Annotated in this window: 13 protein-coding genes; 8 read left to right on the top strand and 5 right to left on the bottom strand. The window is 36.6% G+C overall.

Annotated features, from left to right (window positions below; genetic code table 11):
* Positions 1-42 precede the first annotated feature (42 nt).
* The 4 genes from ELS83_RS01165 to ELS83_RS01150 all read left to right on the top strand — a co-directional run bounded on the left by ELS83_RS01165 (position 43) and on the right by ELS83_RS01150 (position 6,806).
* Positions 43-2,457: a GumC family protein gene (locus ELS83_RS01165; protein WP_171593663.1), complete on the top strand. Its 2,415-nt coding sequence runs from the start codon at positions 43-45 to the stop codon at positions 2,455-2,457.
* A 90-nt stretch (positions 2,458-2,547) separates the two neighbouring features.
* Positions 2,548-4,380, top strand: a complete 1,833-nt coding sequence (locus ELS83_RS01160) for a hypothetical protein (RefSeq protein WP_171593662.1) — start codon at positions 2,548-2,550, stop codon at positions 4,378-4,380.
* 205 nt (positions 4,381-4,585) lie between these two features.
* A complete protein-coding gene (locus ELS83_RS01155; protein WP_171593661.1) occupies positions 4,586-6,295 on the top strand; it encodes a histidinol-phosphatase HisJ family protein in 1,710 nt (569 codons plus the stop codon).
* Positions 6,255-6,806: a hypothetical protein gene (locus ELS83_RS01150; protein WP_171593660.1), complete on the top strand. Its 552-nt coding sequence runs from the start codon at positions 6,255-6,257 to the stop codon at positions 6,804-6,806. The genes ELS83_RS01155 and ELS83_RS01150 overlap by 41 nt, the downstream gene beginning before the upstream one ends.
* Here the strand turns inward: ELS83_RS01150 and ELS83_RS01145 are convergent, their stop codons facing one another.
* Both ELS83_RS01145 and ELS83_RS01140 read right to left on the bottom strand, forming a co-directional pair.
* Positions 6,807-7,094 carry a hypothetical protein gene (locus ELS83_RS01145; RefSeq protein ID WP_171593659.1) on the bottom strand — a complete coding sequence of 96 codons (288 nt, stop codon included), beginning with the start codon at positions 7,092-7,094 and terminating at the stop codon, positions 6,807-6,809.
* A 119-nt stretch (positions 7,095-7,213) separates the two neighbouring features.
* Entirely contained in the window at positions 7,214-8,050 is an 837-nt protein-coding gene (locus ELS83_RS01140; RefSeq protein ID WP_171593658.1) for an SDR family oxidoreductase, read from the bottom strand.
* 285 nt (positions 8,051-8,335) lie between these two features.
* Between ELS83_RS01140 and hemA the strand changes: the two genes are divergently transcribed.
* The 4 genes from hemA (at position 8,336) to hemE (ending at position 12,714) form a co-directional block, all read left to right on the top strand.
* Positions 8,336-9,589 carry a glutamyl-tRNA reductase gene (gene hemA / locus ELS83_RS01135; protein WP_171593657.1) on the top strand — a complete coding sequence of 418 codons (1,254 nt, stop codon included), beginning with the start codon at positions 8,336-8,338 and terminating at the stop codon, positions 9,587-9,589.
* Positions 9,590-9,678: 89 nt separating this feature from the next.
* Complete coding sequence (gene hemC / locus ELS83_RS01130; RefSeq protein WP_171593656.1) at positions 9,679-10,605, top strand: hydroxymethylbilane synthase; 927 nt, start codon at positions 9,679-9,681, stop codon at positions 10,603-10,605.
* Between the two features lie 58 nt (positions 10,606-10,663).
* On the top strand, positions 10,664-11,656 hold the full coding sequence (gene hemB, locus ELS83_RS01125) for a porphobilinogen synthase (protein ID WP_171593655.1): 993 nt from the start codon (positions 10,664-10,666) through the stop codon (positions 11,654-11,656).
* A 26-nt stretch (positions 11,657-11,682) separates the two neighbouring features.
* Positions 11,683-12,714 (top strand): uroporphyrinogen decarboxylase, encoded by a 1,032-nt coding sequence (gene hemE / locus ELS83_RS01120; RefSeq protein WP_171593654.1) that lies wholly within the window; start codon positions 11,683-11,685, stop codon positions 12,712-12,714.
* Positions 12,715-12,789: 75 nt separating this feature from the next.
* On the opposite strand, the gene ELS83_RS01115 is transcribed toward hemE, so the two are convergent.
* From ELS83_RS01115 to ELS83_RS01105, 3 genes are all read right to left on the bottom strand, one after another.
* Positions 12,790-14,034 (bottom strand): GAF domain-containing sensor histidine kinase, encoded by a 1,245-nt coding sequence (locus tag ELS83_RS01115; RefSeq protein ID WP_171593653.1) that lies wholly within the window; start codon positions 14,032-14,034, stop codon positions 12,790-12,792.
* Between the two features lie 126 nt (positions 14,035-14,160).
* Positions 14,161-14,829 (bottom strand): hypothetical protein, encoded by a 669-nt coding sequence (locus ELS83_RS01110; RefSeq protein WP_171593652.1) that lies wholly within the window; start codon positions 14,827-14,829, stop codon positions 14,161-14,163.
* A gap of 202 nt (positions 14,830-15,031) precedes the next feature.
* A complete protein-coding gene (locus ELS83_RS01105) occupies positions 15,032-15,547 on the bottom strand; it encodes a hypothetical protein (RefSeq protein WP_171593651.1) in 516 nt (171 codons plus the stop codon).
* Positions 15,548-15,564 lie beyond the last annotated feature (17 nt).

The following is a 15,564-nucleotide window of genomic DNA, read 5'->3' as shown; positions in this document are numbered from 1 at the left end:
GTATTTACTGATTCATATGTTATAACCGCTAACATTCATATTATGTCCAGTCAGAACAATTACATAGAGAATATGTTGAACAATGAAAAGAAGCGTGTCAAAGCCTTCCAATTTAAACTCTTGTCGAACTGGTATTGGTTTGCCTTGTTTGGAATTCTTGGCTTGATATTGGCCTTTGTTTACAGCTACTATTCCCCAAGTACCTACCAGGCAAAAAGTACCATATTGGTTCAGAATGAATCCAACGCCTTAAGAGGGAAAGATTTTTTTGATGATGAGGGTGGTATGTCTGGAATCAATATCCAGGATCACATTGGAGTGTTAAAATCTGCAAGTCTATCAAAGCAGGTGATCAGGAACCTGGGATGGGAATCATCCTGGTATCTGAAAAAACCACTATACAATGAAGATTTGTATGGAAGAGAACCATTTGTCATTGTGGAGACCGGAATTATTGCAAACCCTAAAAATATACCTGTTTATGTACGAATGATTTCGGACGAGGAGTATTTGCTTCGGGTTGAAGACCTTGCTGTGGGCGGAGGGAATACTGTAAATATCGAGAACAAAGGAAGATTTGGAGAAGTATTTGAGAATGAATATTTCAGCTTTATTATTGAAAAAAATGAAGATTTGCTGGTTCCAATGAATGTTGAATACTCTTTTGTTTTGCACGATTTAGAGAGCCTTAGCCTTGCTTATGTGGGTAGTTTAGAGGTAAACCTGGCAGAACAAAAAGGAAACCTGATAAACCTGAAAATTAGAGGTACGCAAGCCAATAGGTTGGTTGATTATTTAAATGAATTAAGCAATAGATATATAGATTACTGCCTGGCAGAAAAGAACAAAATTTCAGAAAATACGGTCAGGTTTATCGATATGCAATTGGATGGTGTTATCGATTCCTTGCGGGAAACAGGACACCTGTTCAGCGATTTTCAATCTAAAAATCAAAGTGTGAACCTGGAGCAGGAGAGTAATCTTGTATTATCGGATTTAAAGAGGCTGGAAGAAGAATATACACTGGCTGAAAGGAAGCTTAACTACTGTAGAAATTTGAATCGATACCTAAGCAACAACAAAGAATTTAATAAGGTAGAGAATAGCCTTCAAAGAAATTTTGGAGAAGAACGAGTTTCCAAATCCATCTTATCTCCTTCGGTTGTTGATATTACTGATCCTGTACTGAATCAGTTGGTGCTAAAATTGGGCGATTTGTACAGCAAAAAAGAAGTTTACTCCTTAAGTGCCACAGCAAACGAACCCAATATGAAGGTTCTCGATAAAGAAATAAAACACACCAAAGAGAGTTTGGAAGAGAACCTTAAAAACCTACTGGTGCATGCAGAAAATGAAATGATTGAGATTTCGAGACAGATCAGCAGGGTAAGGGGAAAATTGGCTAAAATGCCTAAAATTGAGCAAAAATTTTCCAATATCAAACGAAGGTACGATTTGAATAACGACCTCTACACCTTCCTTTTAAAAAAGAGGGCAGAGGCCGAAATTACCATTGCATCCAATGCACCCAATTCGCAAATTCTTGATCAGGCAAGTTTAACTTCAACTGTGAAGGTTGGACCGAAACTATTAATTAATTTGGCCTTGGGCTTCTGTTTAGCAGCTTTCATTCCTTTTGTTTTTATTAAAACTGCCGACTATTTCAACAATACCATTGATAATGTTTCTGAGATTGAACAGGAAACAGTTTTGAATGTTTTGGGTGTAATCAGTCATAACAAATACAAAAAGGAGGTATTGGTATCAAAACGTCCACAGGCTGCAGTTACCGAATCGTTTAGAAATCTTAGAACCGATCTGGAATATATTTTATCAGACCAAAGTCAGAAAGTAATATCGGTACAATCTATCATATCCGGCGAAGGAAAATCATTCGTGAGTGCAAATTTGGCAGCGATTTTGGCCATGAGCCACCGTAAGGTGCTGCTAATTGAAACAGATATGAGAAAACCCAAACTGTACAAATTGTTTGGATTAAATGGTCAGATAGGAATGAGCAGTTTCCTGGAGGATAAGGAAAGTTTTAAGGAGATTGTACATCCAACACAAATCGAAAACCTGAGCTTTATTCCAGCCGGACCAGTTGCCTCCAATCCTGCCGAGCTTCTTTCCAATGGTAGGTTTAGTCGATTTATGGAATTGGTGAAAAGTAAGTTTAGTTACATTGTAATGGATAATGCCCCCGTTTCGGTCGTAACAGATGGTGTGCTGGTTGGAAAATATGCCGACGTAAACCTGTTTGTGCTCAGACACAAGTACAGTCGTAACGATCAGGTAAACTATATCAATAAACTCGTAGATAAAGGTTCGTTTAGGAACGTTTCGCTCTTGCTGAACGATTTTAAATACGAAGGATTCAACTTTGGTAAATTCGGATATAAAAATGGATACTATAAAGATGATGTAATCTTTCATCAGAATTCATTGAAATCGTAAATGCCCATATTGAAAACCCATGAATTGTTGTAAGTCATTAAAAACACTAATCCCTATTCAAAATGCAATATGTGAATTAAATAAAGAGCTATGAAAAGCATTAAACTTGTCATCTGGGATCTTGATGAAACTTTTTGGAAAGGAACCCTTTCCGAAGAAGGTGTGAGTTGTGTCCAGGAGAATGTAGATTTGGTCAAGTGGCTGACAGGTAGAGGGATTATTAATAGTATTGTTTCCAAAAATAATTTTTCACAGGCCAGGGATAAACTTCAGGAAATTGGGGTTTGGGACTACTTTATTTTTCCCGAGATTGAATGGGAAGGAAAAGGGAAGTTGGTGCAACGAGTGATCGAAAAATGTCAGCTAAGGGCTGAAAATACACTCTTTCTCGACGATAATCATATGAATCTTGAAGAGGCAAAATTTTACAACAAAGGCATCTTTGCCGAAGATCCATCTTTTATCTCCAATATTAAAAATCACCCAGCTTTTGCAGGCAAAGATGATTCTACACACAGCAGGCTGGGACATTATAAAATTTTAGAGAAGAAATTTGTTGATCAATCGGAACACACCAGTAATGAGGAGTTCTTGTTAACCTCCGACATTAAAATTCAATACATGGAGCTTGACAATCAACACAAAGACCGATTGCTGGAGCTTTTAAATCGAACCAACCAGTTGAATTATACCAAACAACGACTCAATGAAACAGAACTTGAGACTCTCATAGGAGATATAAATCTTGAGAAAAAACTGATTCGGGTAGTCGATAAATATGGAGATTATGGCATTACCGGTTTTTACGCTTTCGATCGAAATTTGAATCGATTGGAACATTTCGTTTTCTCTTGCCGCATTATCAATTTGGGGGTTGAACAATACCTGTACGAAAAACTAAATTTCCCGAAACTGGAAGTAGTTCCCGATGTCGCAGTTCAATTGGATGAATCAAAACCCAATTGGATTTCTGTAATGGATGAGGATGATTTCTCAGAAAAAGAAAAGGATTCCACTCCTGGTAAGGAAGAAATGACCATTCTGTTTAAAGGAGAATGTGACCTGTTTCAGATGCTATTTTATTTGAGAGATTATAAATGTAAGCTGTTAAAAGAGTCCAATTATAATGGCAAAAACAACATTGTAATCAATAAGGAGCATACCCAAATGTTGTTGGATAGCCTTGAATTGTCATTGGATCAAAAGCAATATTTAGAAAAGAACCTGCCTTTTATTGATGAGGACGCCTATCGAACAAAGATTTTCTCCACTCATTTCGACGTGTTCATTTACAGTTTGAATATGGATTACATTCAGGAGATGTACGAACATCAGTCGAATGGATTAAAAGTAACTTTTGGAACCAATAATATCAACCTGACAGACAAACAGGAATGGTGCAATATTATCAAAGTGTACCGCAAAAAAAGATGGAAGGGGATCAATGCAAAATTTTTAAAATTCTTTGCCAAAGAATTCATACATAGGGGGAAAATATCTGTTGATGATTTCACTGCCAATCTAAAAAAAATAAGGTCGGCAATTCCGGCTCATATTCCAATTGTATTTTTAAACGGACCAGAGGTTAAGTTTACGGCCGATTGGGAAGATTATTCATCAGAGAGAATTGCTGAAATGAATAATGCATTGGACGGCTTTATTACCAATGCCTCAAACTGTTACCTGGTAGACCTTAGAAAAATAGTCTTATCATCCAAAGATTTAACTTATAGCTATAAGCGCTACAAAAGGCATTGTTACAAGAATATAGCGCTCGAATTAATCAGAATTTTGAAGGAATTGAATCATCAATCGATTCAAAAAAACAGAATTGCTTTAACTCCAGTAATGGATGTTTTTAAACCCATTTATCGTTATTTAAGAAGATACTATTATGGAATCTTACGTTCGGTAAAAAGTTAAAACTGATATAAATATCAATACAAACAAAAAAGTGCAGACTCTCGAAATGGAGTCTGCACTTTCTGTATTTGTTAGTATTAAATCATGGACAAACCGATAATTTTTACTGCCTTTACAGGATTTGGATGATTTCCAGGCTTGGGAGCGATGATATTCTAGACAAATGGTTAATTTTACTCATTCAATAAGCACAAAGCAATTTTTGATGTCAGGAAATAAAATACAGCCGCCCGAATATTTTATTTGGGAAACACACGGAATTCATGCAGGAACGGGAAACGACCATGTGAAGCATGGTGTTGACGAATTGGAAAAGATTACGGAGCAGGCAATTGCCAAAGGTCATCCGAATATTAGCTTTATCATTCACACACCGCGCTTAACGCGATTTCGCTATGCTGCAGAAAAACGTTTGGATGTAAAATTCATACGAGGCGACAATGCTTATTTCAATTATCCCAAGAAGATTGAAAAACTGAAAGAGAAGTATGGGAACGAAATTTCAATAAAATATGGTATCGAATTGGAATGGTTGGGAGCCGATTTGGGCTTGCAATGGAATCGCTCAAAAATTTTCCAGGCTCAGAATGCCGATTTTGTAATTGGATCCTTACACTTTTCCAAAGAAGGAATTCCTTACGATGGTTCCCAGGAAGAGGCAGATCAGCTTATTAAACTTCGTGGTGGAGTAGAGAATTATTGGTTGGGCTATATCGAGGAATTGATTGAAATGGTTGATTGCTCATGGGAAATGATACAGATTGTAGGGCATTTGGATTTGCCAAAACTATTTGCACCTATTCCTCAAGCTTTGTTGGAATTGGATACGAGCGATCATATTTTGGCTCGAAGAATGCGTTTTTTGCTCGAAATGATCAGCGAGTACAATCTTGCCCTTGATGTTAACCTGGCAGGAATCAATAAAGGTTGTGGGATTTACCCTCACCAATCAATCTTGCAAAGAGCCAAACAGCTTGATATTCCAATTTCGCTTGGAACGGATACACATAGCATTCAAAACCTGGGAAATCATTTCGAAAGGGGAATTAAATTTGCCTACGAGGTAGGTTACAAACATTACCTCAGTTTTTCGAAAACCATACCCGAAAAAAGACCTTTGCGAAATTCGGGATTTAAGGAGGAAAAATACAAGGTGATGAATCTTGGAATTGAGATGTTAAACCTTAGGTTTGAAGATCGAAAACAGAGAAGAATTCCGAAGTTTTCTTTTGGTGGAGAATTTCGAACTTTTCTCGAACATCATAAGAATGCCACTTCCTTGGGTGATTTTGAGGCCATTCGCATACGAAAAGGCAATAAATCGGTCACAATTAGCAATTCTGTACCCGAAAATTCTTCGAGTAAAACAAGCGGACTGCTTTCCCATCATAGGGATGATCCTGGTGTTTTATCGATGATTTTTAATGCACTTGCATCGGAAGAAATTAATGTGGAAACCGCATATTTAAACACCAATAACGATGGAACAGCAACTGCTTTTTTAACCCTAAGCGGAGATGAAAATGCCATAAAAGAAGCTGTTGAATTTGTGAGGGGAACTGGAGGAGATAGCTTTATTGAAATACGTGTTGGCGATAATTTCGATATTCCGGAATTGCAAAAGGGAAAGAATTATCTGCTCGAAGTGGATGGTGTTAATTTGCCTATTGCCATTAGCAAACAGATGATTTTATCGATTCATAATAACTCTTCTGGCGTTTTATTGATTCTGCTTTCGGCTTTGGCTTCTCAAAATATCAATATTAAAGATTTAAAATTAGGGCAAAGAGGGAATAAAGGTTATGCCATACTTGGAATAGAAGAGAGTTCGAATTCAGTTTCGGAAGTGCTGAAAAAATTAGGGCCACAATTTTTTGAAACAACACATTTACAATTGGGAAGTGAAGGAGTTTAATGAAAATACAGTAAGATCGACAACAGAATCCAGGTCTGAAATTATCCAGGGAATTCTGGAATTTTATAGAATTCAACCTGGTGTTAGTACAACACAAATAGAGAAACTTGATGAGTATCTTCTCTTGATGAATTCATTGTTTGTAGATGCTTATGAGGATTTGTTGGGTTTGTCATATGGATTTGATAGCTTGGAAGATATGGTAGATGTGTTAAACTCTTACATTAACTCAATTGTGGAAGAGTCATATAAAGTTTTTCCCAAGCAAGATTTGGAAATAGTACCCTTAAATTTGCCTGAACATCTGAATCTGAATGAGATTCAAATTCTGGAATACCTGACGAACATGAATCAAATTAAAGGCTATCGATTTGGCCTGGACGATTGCCTGACTGAACTGGAAGAAAATCTTTATGAAGATGAATTTCCACACCTCCTGCTTCATGTGCTTGCAAAAACAATAGAGGCGATCAATATGGAAATGATGCTAAAAATGGAAGAATTACTCTAATTATTTGATATACTTGTTGATATTTCGCTTGTTCAGCAATTTAATGGTAAGGGGCTCTTTGTCTTCTAGTTCCTTAATCATTTCAAATGATTGAGATTCCAGGAATTCTGTTACTTCATCCATGCTTCGCCATTCCGAGAGAACAATTAGCTCATTCTTTTTGCGAGGTGTCTGGTAAATTTTACAAGACAATTCACCGCCAATTTTTCGATATTCCAAAAAACGGTCGAAAGATTCTCGCCAGGAATTCATATCCTTTGTGGGTTGTTTAAGTAGCAGATATACCATTATTCAATGAATATTTGTTCTAAATTTAATTAAAATAAGAACGGACTTTATAATAAATTGATTATAGTCGTAAATAATAGGATAATCTTATCTTTTTTTAGTTTAAAAGAAAAATTTACTTAAACAATTAAACAGTCTACAGGATTTTGATACAGAAAAGAATAGCCCGATTTAATGAGTTTATCGCAATTAACAATTTTAAATTCATCTTTGTTAGATAGGAATTCGGGAATTTCAAAATGATGAGCTTCTGCTGCGGCTTTATAAAAATCTTTTCTGCGCGGATGTTCAGGACAACATGCATTAAAAGTTTCACCCCAAATATTGTTGGTAATCACGTGATTGATGATTCCAATACAATCATCCCTATGGATTAAATTGACGGGAACATCGCCATTTTTCAGGTTCTTTTTACCTGCAAAAAACCTACCTGGTTTTCGATCATAGCCAATAAGTCCGCCAAAACGAATAATGGTGGTTCGAAAACTCGGTTCTTCCAAGAGTAATTCTTCTGCTATGCGCAGGGCTTTGCCACTATTTTTCGCAGGAGTTTCCTCATTCAATTCACTTACTTCTCCATTTACTTCGGCATAAACAGAGGTGGAGCTGATAAAAATGATTTTATCAATTTTAGATTTTCGGATGGCCGAAACTAATGATTCAATTTGCTGGGTGTGCCAATCAAGAATATCATCTCTACGTTTTGGTGGAAAGTTTATAATTAACACATCGGTATCGAAAAAATCAGAATTGTAATCAGAATTTAAAGAGGGATCCAAATTAATATGAAACGATTTGATTCCTTTTTCTTGCAGAGCTTGCAACTTGTCAGGCGATGGGGTGGAACCTTTCACTTCCAATCCTTGCGCAATAAAAAATTCGGACAGTGGCAATCCTAACCACCCGCAACCTAAAATGCCTATTCTATATCTTGTTTCAAGAGTCGTTTTATTCATACTTTATCGTCTAAAAATATCGTTCTTTTTATTTAAATTTATTCTGAATGATTAAATATATTAGGAATAGTAAGATTATGAAAGAAAGTTCGATTATTTTGGTATTAAAGATATTAAAATCCTTTTAGGGTTTTTGAATTTTCCATAATAATTAAAGTGGTCAATATTTATTCATGCACTTACTGAAATTAGGAGGATTTTTGAATAATTACCGTTATATTTGAATCGGTTTGTTACATCCAGATTTAAGGATATGTAACAAATGAGTAAACAAATTCCGTTTTTATGTCATTACAAATTCGAGAAAATCTACAAAAATTATTTGTTCTAGGAATTAGCTATAGAAAAACGGCTCTGGATGTGAGGGGGATGTTTTCTTTATCGTCAGAAGATCAGGAAAATATATTGAAGGAGGCAAAGGAGCATCAGATCGAAGGGATGGTAATTCTATCAACCTGTAATCGAACCGAGATTTATGCGCATTCTTCAGAAGTAGAAGTCATTACAGACCTGTTTTTGAAATACTGCAAAGGAAATAGAAATGATTTAAACTATAACGGATACACACTTCATGGAAATGAGTGTATTCGACACTTATATAAGGTTACTGCTGGATTGGATTCCCAAATTATTGGTGACTTTCAGATTGTTGGTCAGGTGAAAAATGCCTATCAACAATCGGAGCAAATTGGAATGGTGAATTCTTTTATGAATCGTCTGTTCTCATTTGTTTTCCAGGCAAGCAAAAAAATCAAGAACGATACAGAAATTAGCAAAGGTGCGGCTTCCGTATCTCATGCAGCAGTTCAATACATTAAGGATAAGGTATCAACTTTAGAAAATTGTAGCTTTCTTTTGTATGGTACTGGCGATATTGGAAAAGATACTTGTGGAAACCTTTTAAAGCACATGAGTAATCGTTCACTTACCTTGGTGAATAGAACCATTGAGAAAGCCGAGGCACTGGCAAATAAGTACAATATTCAATATCAGCCAATCGAAAAATTAAACGAAGAGGTTGATAAAGCAGAAGTTATTATTGTTGCTACAGGAGCATCAAAACCAACTTTAACACTCGATCATTTTAAAGGTGTAGAATCGTGTAAACTGGTGCTCGATCTTTCGGTGCCTCGCAATGTTGATACAGCCATTGATGAAATGGAAAATGTTTTGGTGATTACAGTTGATGAACTTTCCAAGCACATTTCTGCGGCAATAGATCAGCGTAAAGCTTGTATTCCTGATGCCGAAAAAATTATTCAGGCTTCGATTGGTGAGTTTTACGGATGGTTAGAAGTGAAATACCTTTCTCCCGTTATTGTTGCACTAAAAGAAAATCTTCAGAATGTGCAGCGCAAGGAGCTGGATTATCACAAAAACAAACTTTCTGATGATGAACTGAAAAAGGTAGAGCACATCACCAACAACATTGTGAATAAGATTGCCAGAGCATGTATCAATCATTTGAAGGATCATCACAAAAAGCAATCGAGCCCAATGGAAACGCTAAATATGATTTTTAAAGATATGGATTCGTAAAGCTTTGTAAGCTTTCGATAAAAAGCTATATAAACCTGTTTTATATGGCTTTTTTATTTCCCATAATAACCGACGAAATACAATCCTAAATGTCAGCTAAAAAGAAAATAAGAGTTGCAACACGACCAAGTTTATTGGCCTATACGCAAACCATGCAAACTGTAGAGCTTCTGCAGAATGCCAATCCGGATGTTGAATTTGAAGTCATCAAATTTAGTACGCAGGGCGATCGTGTTTTGAATCGCTCATTAACAGAATTTGGAACGACAGGTTTGTTTGTTAAGGAATTGGAACATGCACTTTTGGAGGGCGAAGCCGACATTGCAATTCACAGTTTAAAAGATGTTCCAAGTTTTCATCCAGCGGGTTTAAAACTGGTTGCTTTTCCCGAACGCGAAGATGTACGTGATGTTTTTCTGAGTAGAGATGGAAGCACAATTGAGCAAATGCCCGAGGGCTTTATTTTGGGAACGGGAAGTCCGCGAAGAAGAGTACAGTTGGCCGATTTAAGACCAGATACAAACTTTAAAGAAATTAGAGGCAATATTGATACCAGAATGCAAAAGCTAATGGATGGTGAATATGATGCCATCATTCTTGCAGCTGCCGGAATGAACAGACTTGGAAAAGAATTCCAGGAAAATTTGTTGCTGGATGTCGATCAGTGCATTCCTGCCATTGGACAGGGAGCCATTGCCATTGAGTGTAGAGATAATGACACAGAATCTATAGCCATTGTCGAAAAAGTAAATCATGAAGCAACAATGCAGGCTATTTTAGCCGAAAGAGCATTTATGGCCGAGATTGAAGGAGGATGTAAATTCCCATTGGCAGCTCATGCAGTTGTTAGCGATGATAGCATGACGATGATTGCCATTGTTGGTGATTTAAAGACCAATCAGTTCATTGTGGAACAGGTGGAAGTTGCCGTTTCAGAATCAATTGAAAAGTCGAAAGAATTGGCTCAGCAAATGAAAGAAACTTGCAAGGCAAAAGGAATAAATTTTTATCTTTAAAAGTCTTTCGAAAAATTGAATAAATATCAATAAATAAAAATTACAAAATACATACACTATGAGTTTACGTCCACTTTTTCCTGATACACGAATGAGAAGATTGCGTTACAGCAAAGTTGTTCGTGATATGGTAGCAGAAACATCACTTTCTGTTGATGATTTAATCATGCCACTTTTTGTTTGTCCGGGCGAAAAGGTTAAAAACCCGATTAAAAGTATGCCGGGTAACGATCAGTTATCAATCGATATGCTTGTCGAAAAATGTGGAGAGTTACTGGAATCAGGTGTTAGATCTGTATTGTTGTTTGGTATACCTGAATCAAAAGATGCGGATGGAAGCGTAGCAACTCACGATCATGGAATTGTACAGCAGGCAACCAGAGCCATTAAGGCAAAATATCCTGAAATGTATATCATTGCAGATATCTGTAACTGTGAGTACACTACACACGGACACTGTGGAACCATTGTAGATGGTGATGTTGATAACGATCAGACTCTTGTTACACTTGCGGCTCAGGCTGTTTCATTGGCCGAAGCTGGTGTTGATATGGTTGCACCAAGCGATATGATGGATGGTCGTGTTGCATACATGAGAAAAGCCTTGGATGAGAACTGTTTCGAGAAAATTCCAATTATGGCTTACTCTGCAAAATACGCTTCCGGATTTTACGGTCCTTTTAGAGATGCAGCAGAAAGTGCGCCACAATTTGGCGATCGTTCTACCTACCAAATGGATCCAAGAAACAGCGATGAAGCAATGCGCGAAGTAGAAATGGATATCGCCGAAGGAGCTGATATTGTAATGGTGAAACCTGCCTTGAGTTATCTGGATGTAATTTATCGTACAAAACATGAATTTAATGTTCCTGTAGCTGCCTACAATGTAAGTGGAGAGTTTTCGATGGTGAAAGCTGCCGAAGCGAATGATTGGATTGATGGCAAGCGTGTGATGATGGAAATCATGATGTCTATCAAAAGAGCAGGTGCTGATATTATCATTACCTACCATGCAAAAGATGTAGCTGATATCCTAAACGGAAAAGCTTAATACTAACCTTTAACGATTAATAATCGATGAGCCAATCAATATTTTTAGATACGATAAACGGAGTAAAGAGAGAAAGACCACCAATGTGGTTTATGCGTCAGGCGGGAAGAGTGTTGCCATCATACATGAAATTGAGAGAAACATATGGTTTCAAAGAGATGATGGAAACTCCGAATTTGGCTGCTGATGTAACTTTGTTGCCTATCCACGATTTGGGAGTTGATGCTGCAATTTTATTCTCAGACATTCTGGTAATTCCTGAAGCATTGGGAATGGAGTTAAGTTTTGAAGGAAAAGGGCCAAGTTTTGCTACTGCCTTGAAAGATGTGGCAGATCCTTTGAGCTTTTTAACTGAAAAACCTGAGAAACTGGATCATATCTATGCAGCAATTGATAGAATTCTTGAAATCAAACCCAAAGAAATTCCTTTGATTGGCTTTTGTGGCGGGCCGTTAACTACACTTTGTTACATGTATCAGGGTTTTAGCAGAAATCAGAATTTTCCTGATTTCGTTCCTGCCATTTACCGTGATAAGGAGCTGATGAAGAAAGTGGTGGCAAAAATCACCGAGATGAGTATTCATTATGCTTTGAAACAAGTGAAGCATGGTGTACAAGCTTTCCAGTTGTTCGAAACTCATGCCGGCTTAATTCCTGTTGAATTGTACAAAGAGGTTTTCCTACCATCGGTAAAGGCCATATTGGGAGCGGTTCGCGAGGCTGGTGTAAAAACAATTTACTTGCCTAAAGGCCTGGGAACTGGAATTAACATGGTGAATTACGATTTGTGCGACTGTGTAAGTGTTGATTGGCAAATGCCTTTACACGAGGTGAGAAACATTGTAGGAGAGGAGATGATTCTTCAAGGAAATTTCGATCCAAGAATTTTGGAATCGACACCTGAGGCTATCGACCGTGAATTTGAGTATTACCTGGATTACGGAAGAAAGGATCACAAATGGATCTTCAATTTGGGACATGGCTTGTTGCCAACAATCCCGGTTGAAAATGTAGAATACCTGGTGAAAAAGGTAAAAGAATCCGATTGGGGAAGATAAAATGTAAGGTATAGATCAGTTTTGATCTGATAAGATAAAAAAGGAGAAAGTGTTGGCTTTCTCCTTTTTTATGAATTATTGATTGGGCAATGTGAAATAGAAATTGGAACCGATACCTACTTCAGATTTGAGCCAGATTTTGCCTCCTAATAATTCAACAAATGCTTTTGAAATGGACAAGCCTAAACCAATGCCTCCATACAATTCGCTTGTAGTTTCGTTGGTTTGAGTAAATCGATTAAAAATTTCGTCCTGCATCTCCTCAGGTATTCCAATGCCACTATCTTTTACAAAGAATTCATAAGCGTTATTATTTAAGGCAACTCCAAATTCAATCGCGCCATTTTCTGTAAATTTGAATGCATTGTTTAGCAGGTTTGTAATGATTTGCTTCACCTTTGTTTTGTCTGTATTAATCTTATGCCCTCGTAGTTCTTCTGGAATTTTTTTAATCAATTCTACAGCATTGTCATCATTCTTAAGTCTGTATACATCTTCGATGTCCTGCAGTAAAGAATCCAAACAAATGCTATCAATATTAACCTTTTGCTGGTCTGTTTCTATGGCAGAAACAGTGAGGATATCAGATACAATCGAAAGCAGTTGATCAGAGTTTTTAATGATAATGGATGCAAAATATTCTCTTTTTTCCTGGCTTAAATTGGGCAGAGAAAGGAGTTCGGAAAATCCTACAACGGCATTTAATGGAGTTCTGATTTCGTGCGATATATTTTGTAAGAAAGCTGATTTTAAGCGGTTGCTTTCTTCGGCTTTTTCCTTGGTTTTTTGTAGTGCGATATTTTGCTCTTTTAGTTGATCCTGCTGTTTCTTAATGGTCTTAACCATTTCCGAAGATTGTATCTCAAAAGAACTAATCAAGGCCAAATCCAGTTCAATTACATCTTTAAACTGTAGCAGAATTTTTTCATGCAATGCTGAGAATTTATTTTCCTTGTTATCCAATATGCATATCGTACCAAAGGGAGATTTATCAGGATATAAAATGGGATAGCCCAGATAGGCAATCATGCCAAGCTTTATGTCTGGATTCCGATCCCATTCTTTATCAGTAAGGGCATTGGATACCAGTAATTTTTCTTTCGATTTAATTACAGCTTCACAATATAAACCATGCCAATCTTCTTTATCGCCAACATGATATGGATTGTTATTGGATTGACTGCTTATAAAGACTTCCATTTGCTCATTTGCTGCTTTCATGATTAATGCAGCGGGTATGTTTAAAATTTCAGCCAGTAAATCGGCAATACCTTGCCATTTGTCCAACATCCATTTTGGCATTTGTTCTGGTGCTTTCATCTTACTCTCGTTTCTGGTACAATAAAATTAAGCAATAAAACTGTGAGATGAAGTAGGGAAATTGAATTTTTTTAATGATAGGTGCAATTAACTTATAAATATGCAATGATTAGTAAATAATAACAGTTAAAATGGCAAAATATAGGTTTCTTTAAGATTTATCTTATTGGCAAAAGCTCTACTTTTTGAATAACCATAGAATGGAGCAATTCGATATTTAAAATATTGATCATCTTCCTGATCGACAATCCAAATTAAATTGCTGCGGTATTTTTCTAAAATGTCAGTTTGGTAAGCACCTAACTGAACCGCATACCTGAATGGATAAATTTCTGTTTGTAAATTTTTTCGGTTACGATAGATGCTATCCTTTACAATGTGGGTTTTGGGTAGTTGCATTTTTTTCAATACCCGACTAAATTCTTCCGATTGTTTTTTATTTGGAAACTGAGCTAGCGGATGAGAGGATTCATTTTCGAAATAAACTGTATAGTAATGATTTGTGGGCACTTTCTTCTTTGGGGATATTGTAGGAAATTCTGATTTGTTTTGAAGTTTAGCAGCTGTAAGGTGTTTTACTTGCGTGTTTTTTTTATCAGCTTGTTTTACTGGATTAAAGTAAATAAAAGCGCAGAATGAAATTAAAATTACACTCACAGTGATTCTATAAAATACGATAATTTGCCTCTTTTTGCGTAAGGATTTTGAGAGCCTCGAAAATTCCTTTACAATTGCACTTTCCCGCAATTTACTCTTCTCTTCTTCGCTAATTGTATTTTGTTTGTCCCTGCTCATTGCAATCCCTATTGAACTTCTCCTAAAAAATATTGATAAGCAATTTATATTCTTTTATCCTCTTAATAAAAGATCGGGAAGTATTTTTTATGAATGCCAATTAATAGCTAGCGAATGAACAGATATTTTGGTTTAGTTATCAGTATGAAAGGGAATAGTTAAATATTTTTAAACTAAAAAATGCTTTTTCTAGATCAAAATTTTAAGGTTTAGAAGCAATTTTTTTTAATATTTTTCTTCCTCTGCTGCAAAAGCCTGCAGTTCCATTTTCCATCTGTTCTTCAATAATCAGGGCAAGTTCATGTTGAATGTCAGGCTCTATTAATGAGAAATGATATAGTATTTGCATGGCGTGCACCTTAACTGCCACAGGCGTTGTAGTGCTTATCAGAAAGTCGAAACAAGAGTTGATAAACTCACCTGAAATGTCGGAAGGAAGAGTTTCTGCGCTAATCAATTTTAGATATTGTCTTTGCTTGCTTTCATCATTCAGATTAGGGATGATTGCAATCATTTTGGGGATGTACGGACGAACCAGATCCGGATCAATATCATATACCTTATCCATTAACCAGGTGGCGCGCCAGGAGTGTTTTTCATTGCTGATACACCATTCCCATAGTTGCTGAACATGTTTTGGGTCTTCGGCAATGCGTTGCGCAACCAGTTGTGCTTCCTGCTTCATTGGAAAGGGATCCAATAATTTTTTAAGGTCCATCGAATTTTAAATCAAAC

This window comes from Marinifilum caeruleilacunae, from assembly GCF_013141825.1.
Classification (GTDB): Bacteria; Bacteroidota; Bacteroidia; order Bacteroidales; family Marinifilaceae; genus Marinifilum; species Marinifilum caeruleilacunae.
The sequence above is the reverse complement of the archived record's forward strand: the minus strand, read 5'-3'. Positions and strand labels throughout refer to the sequence as shown.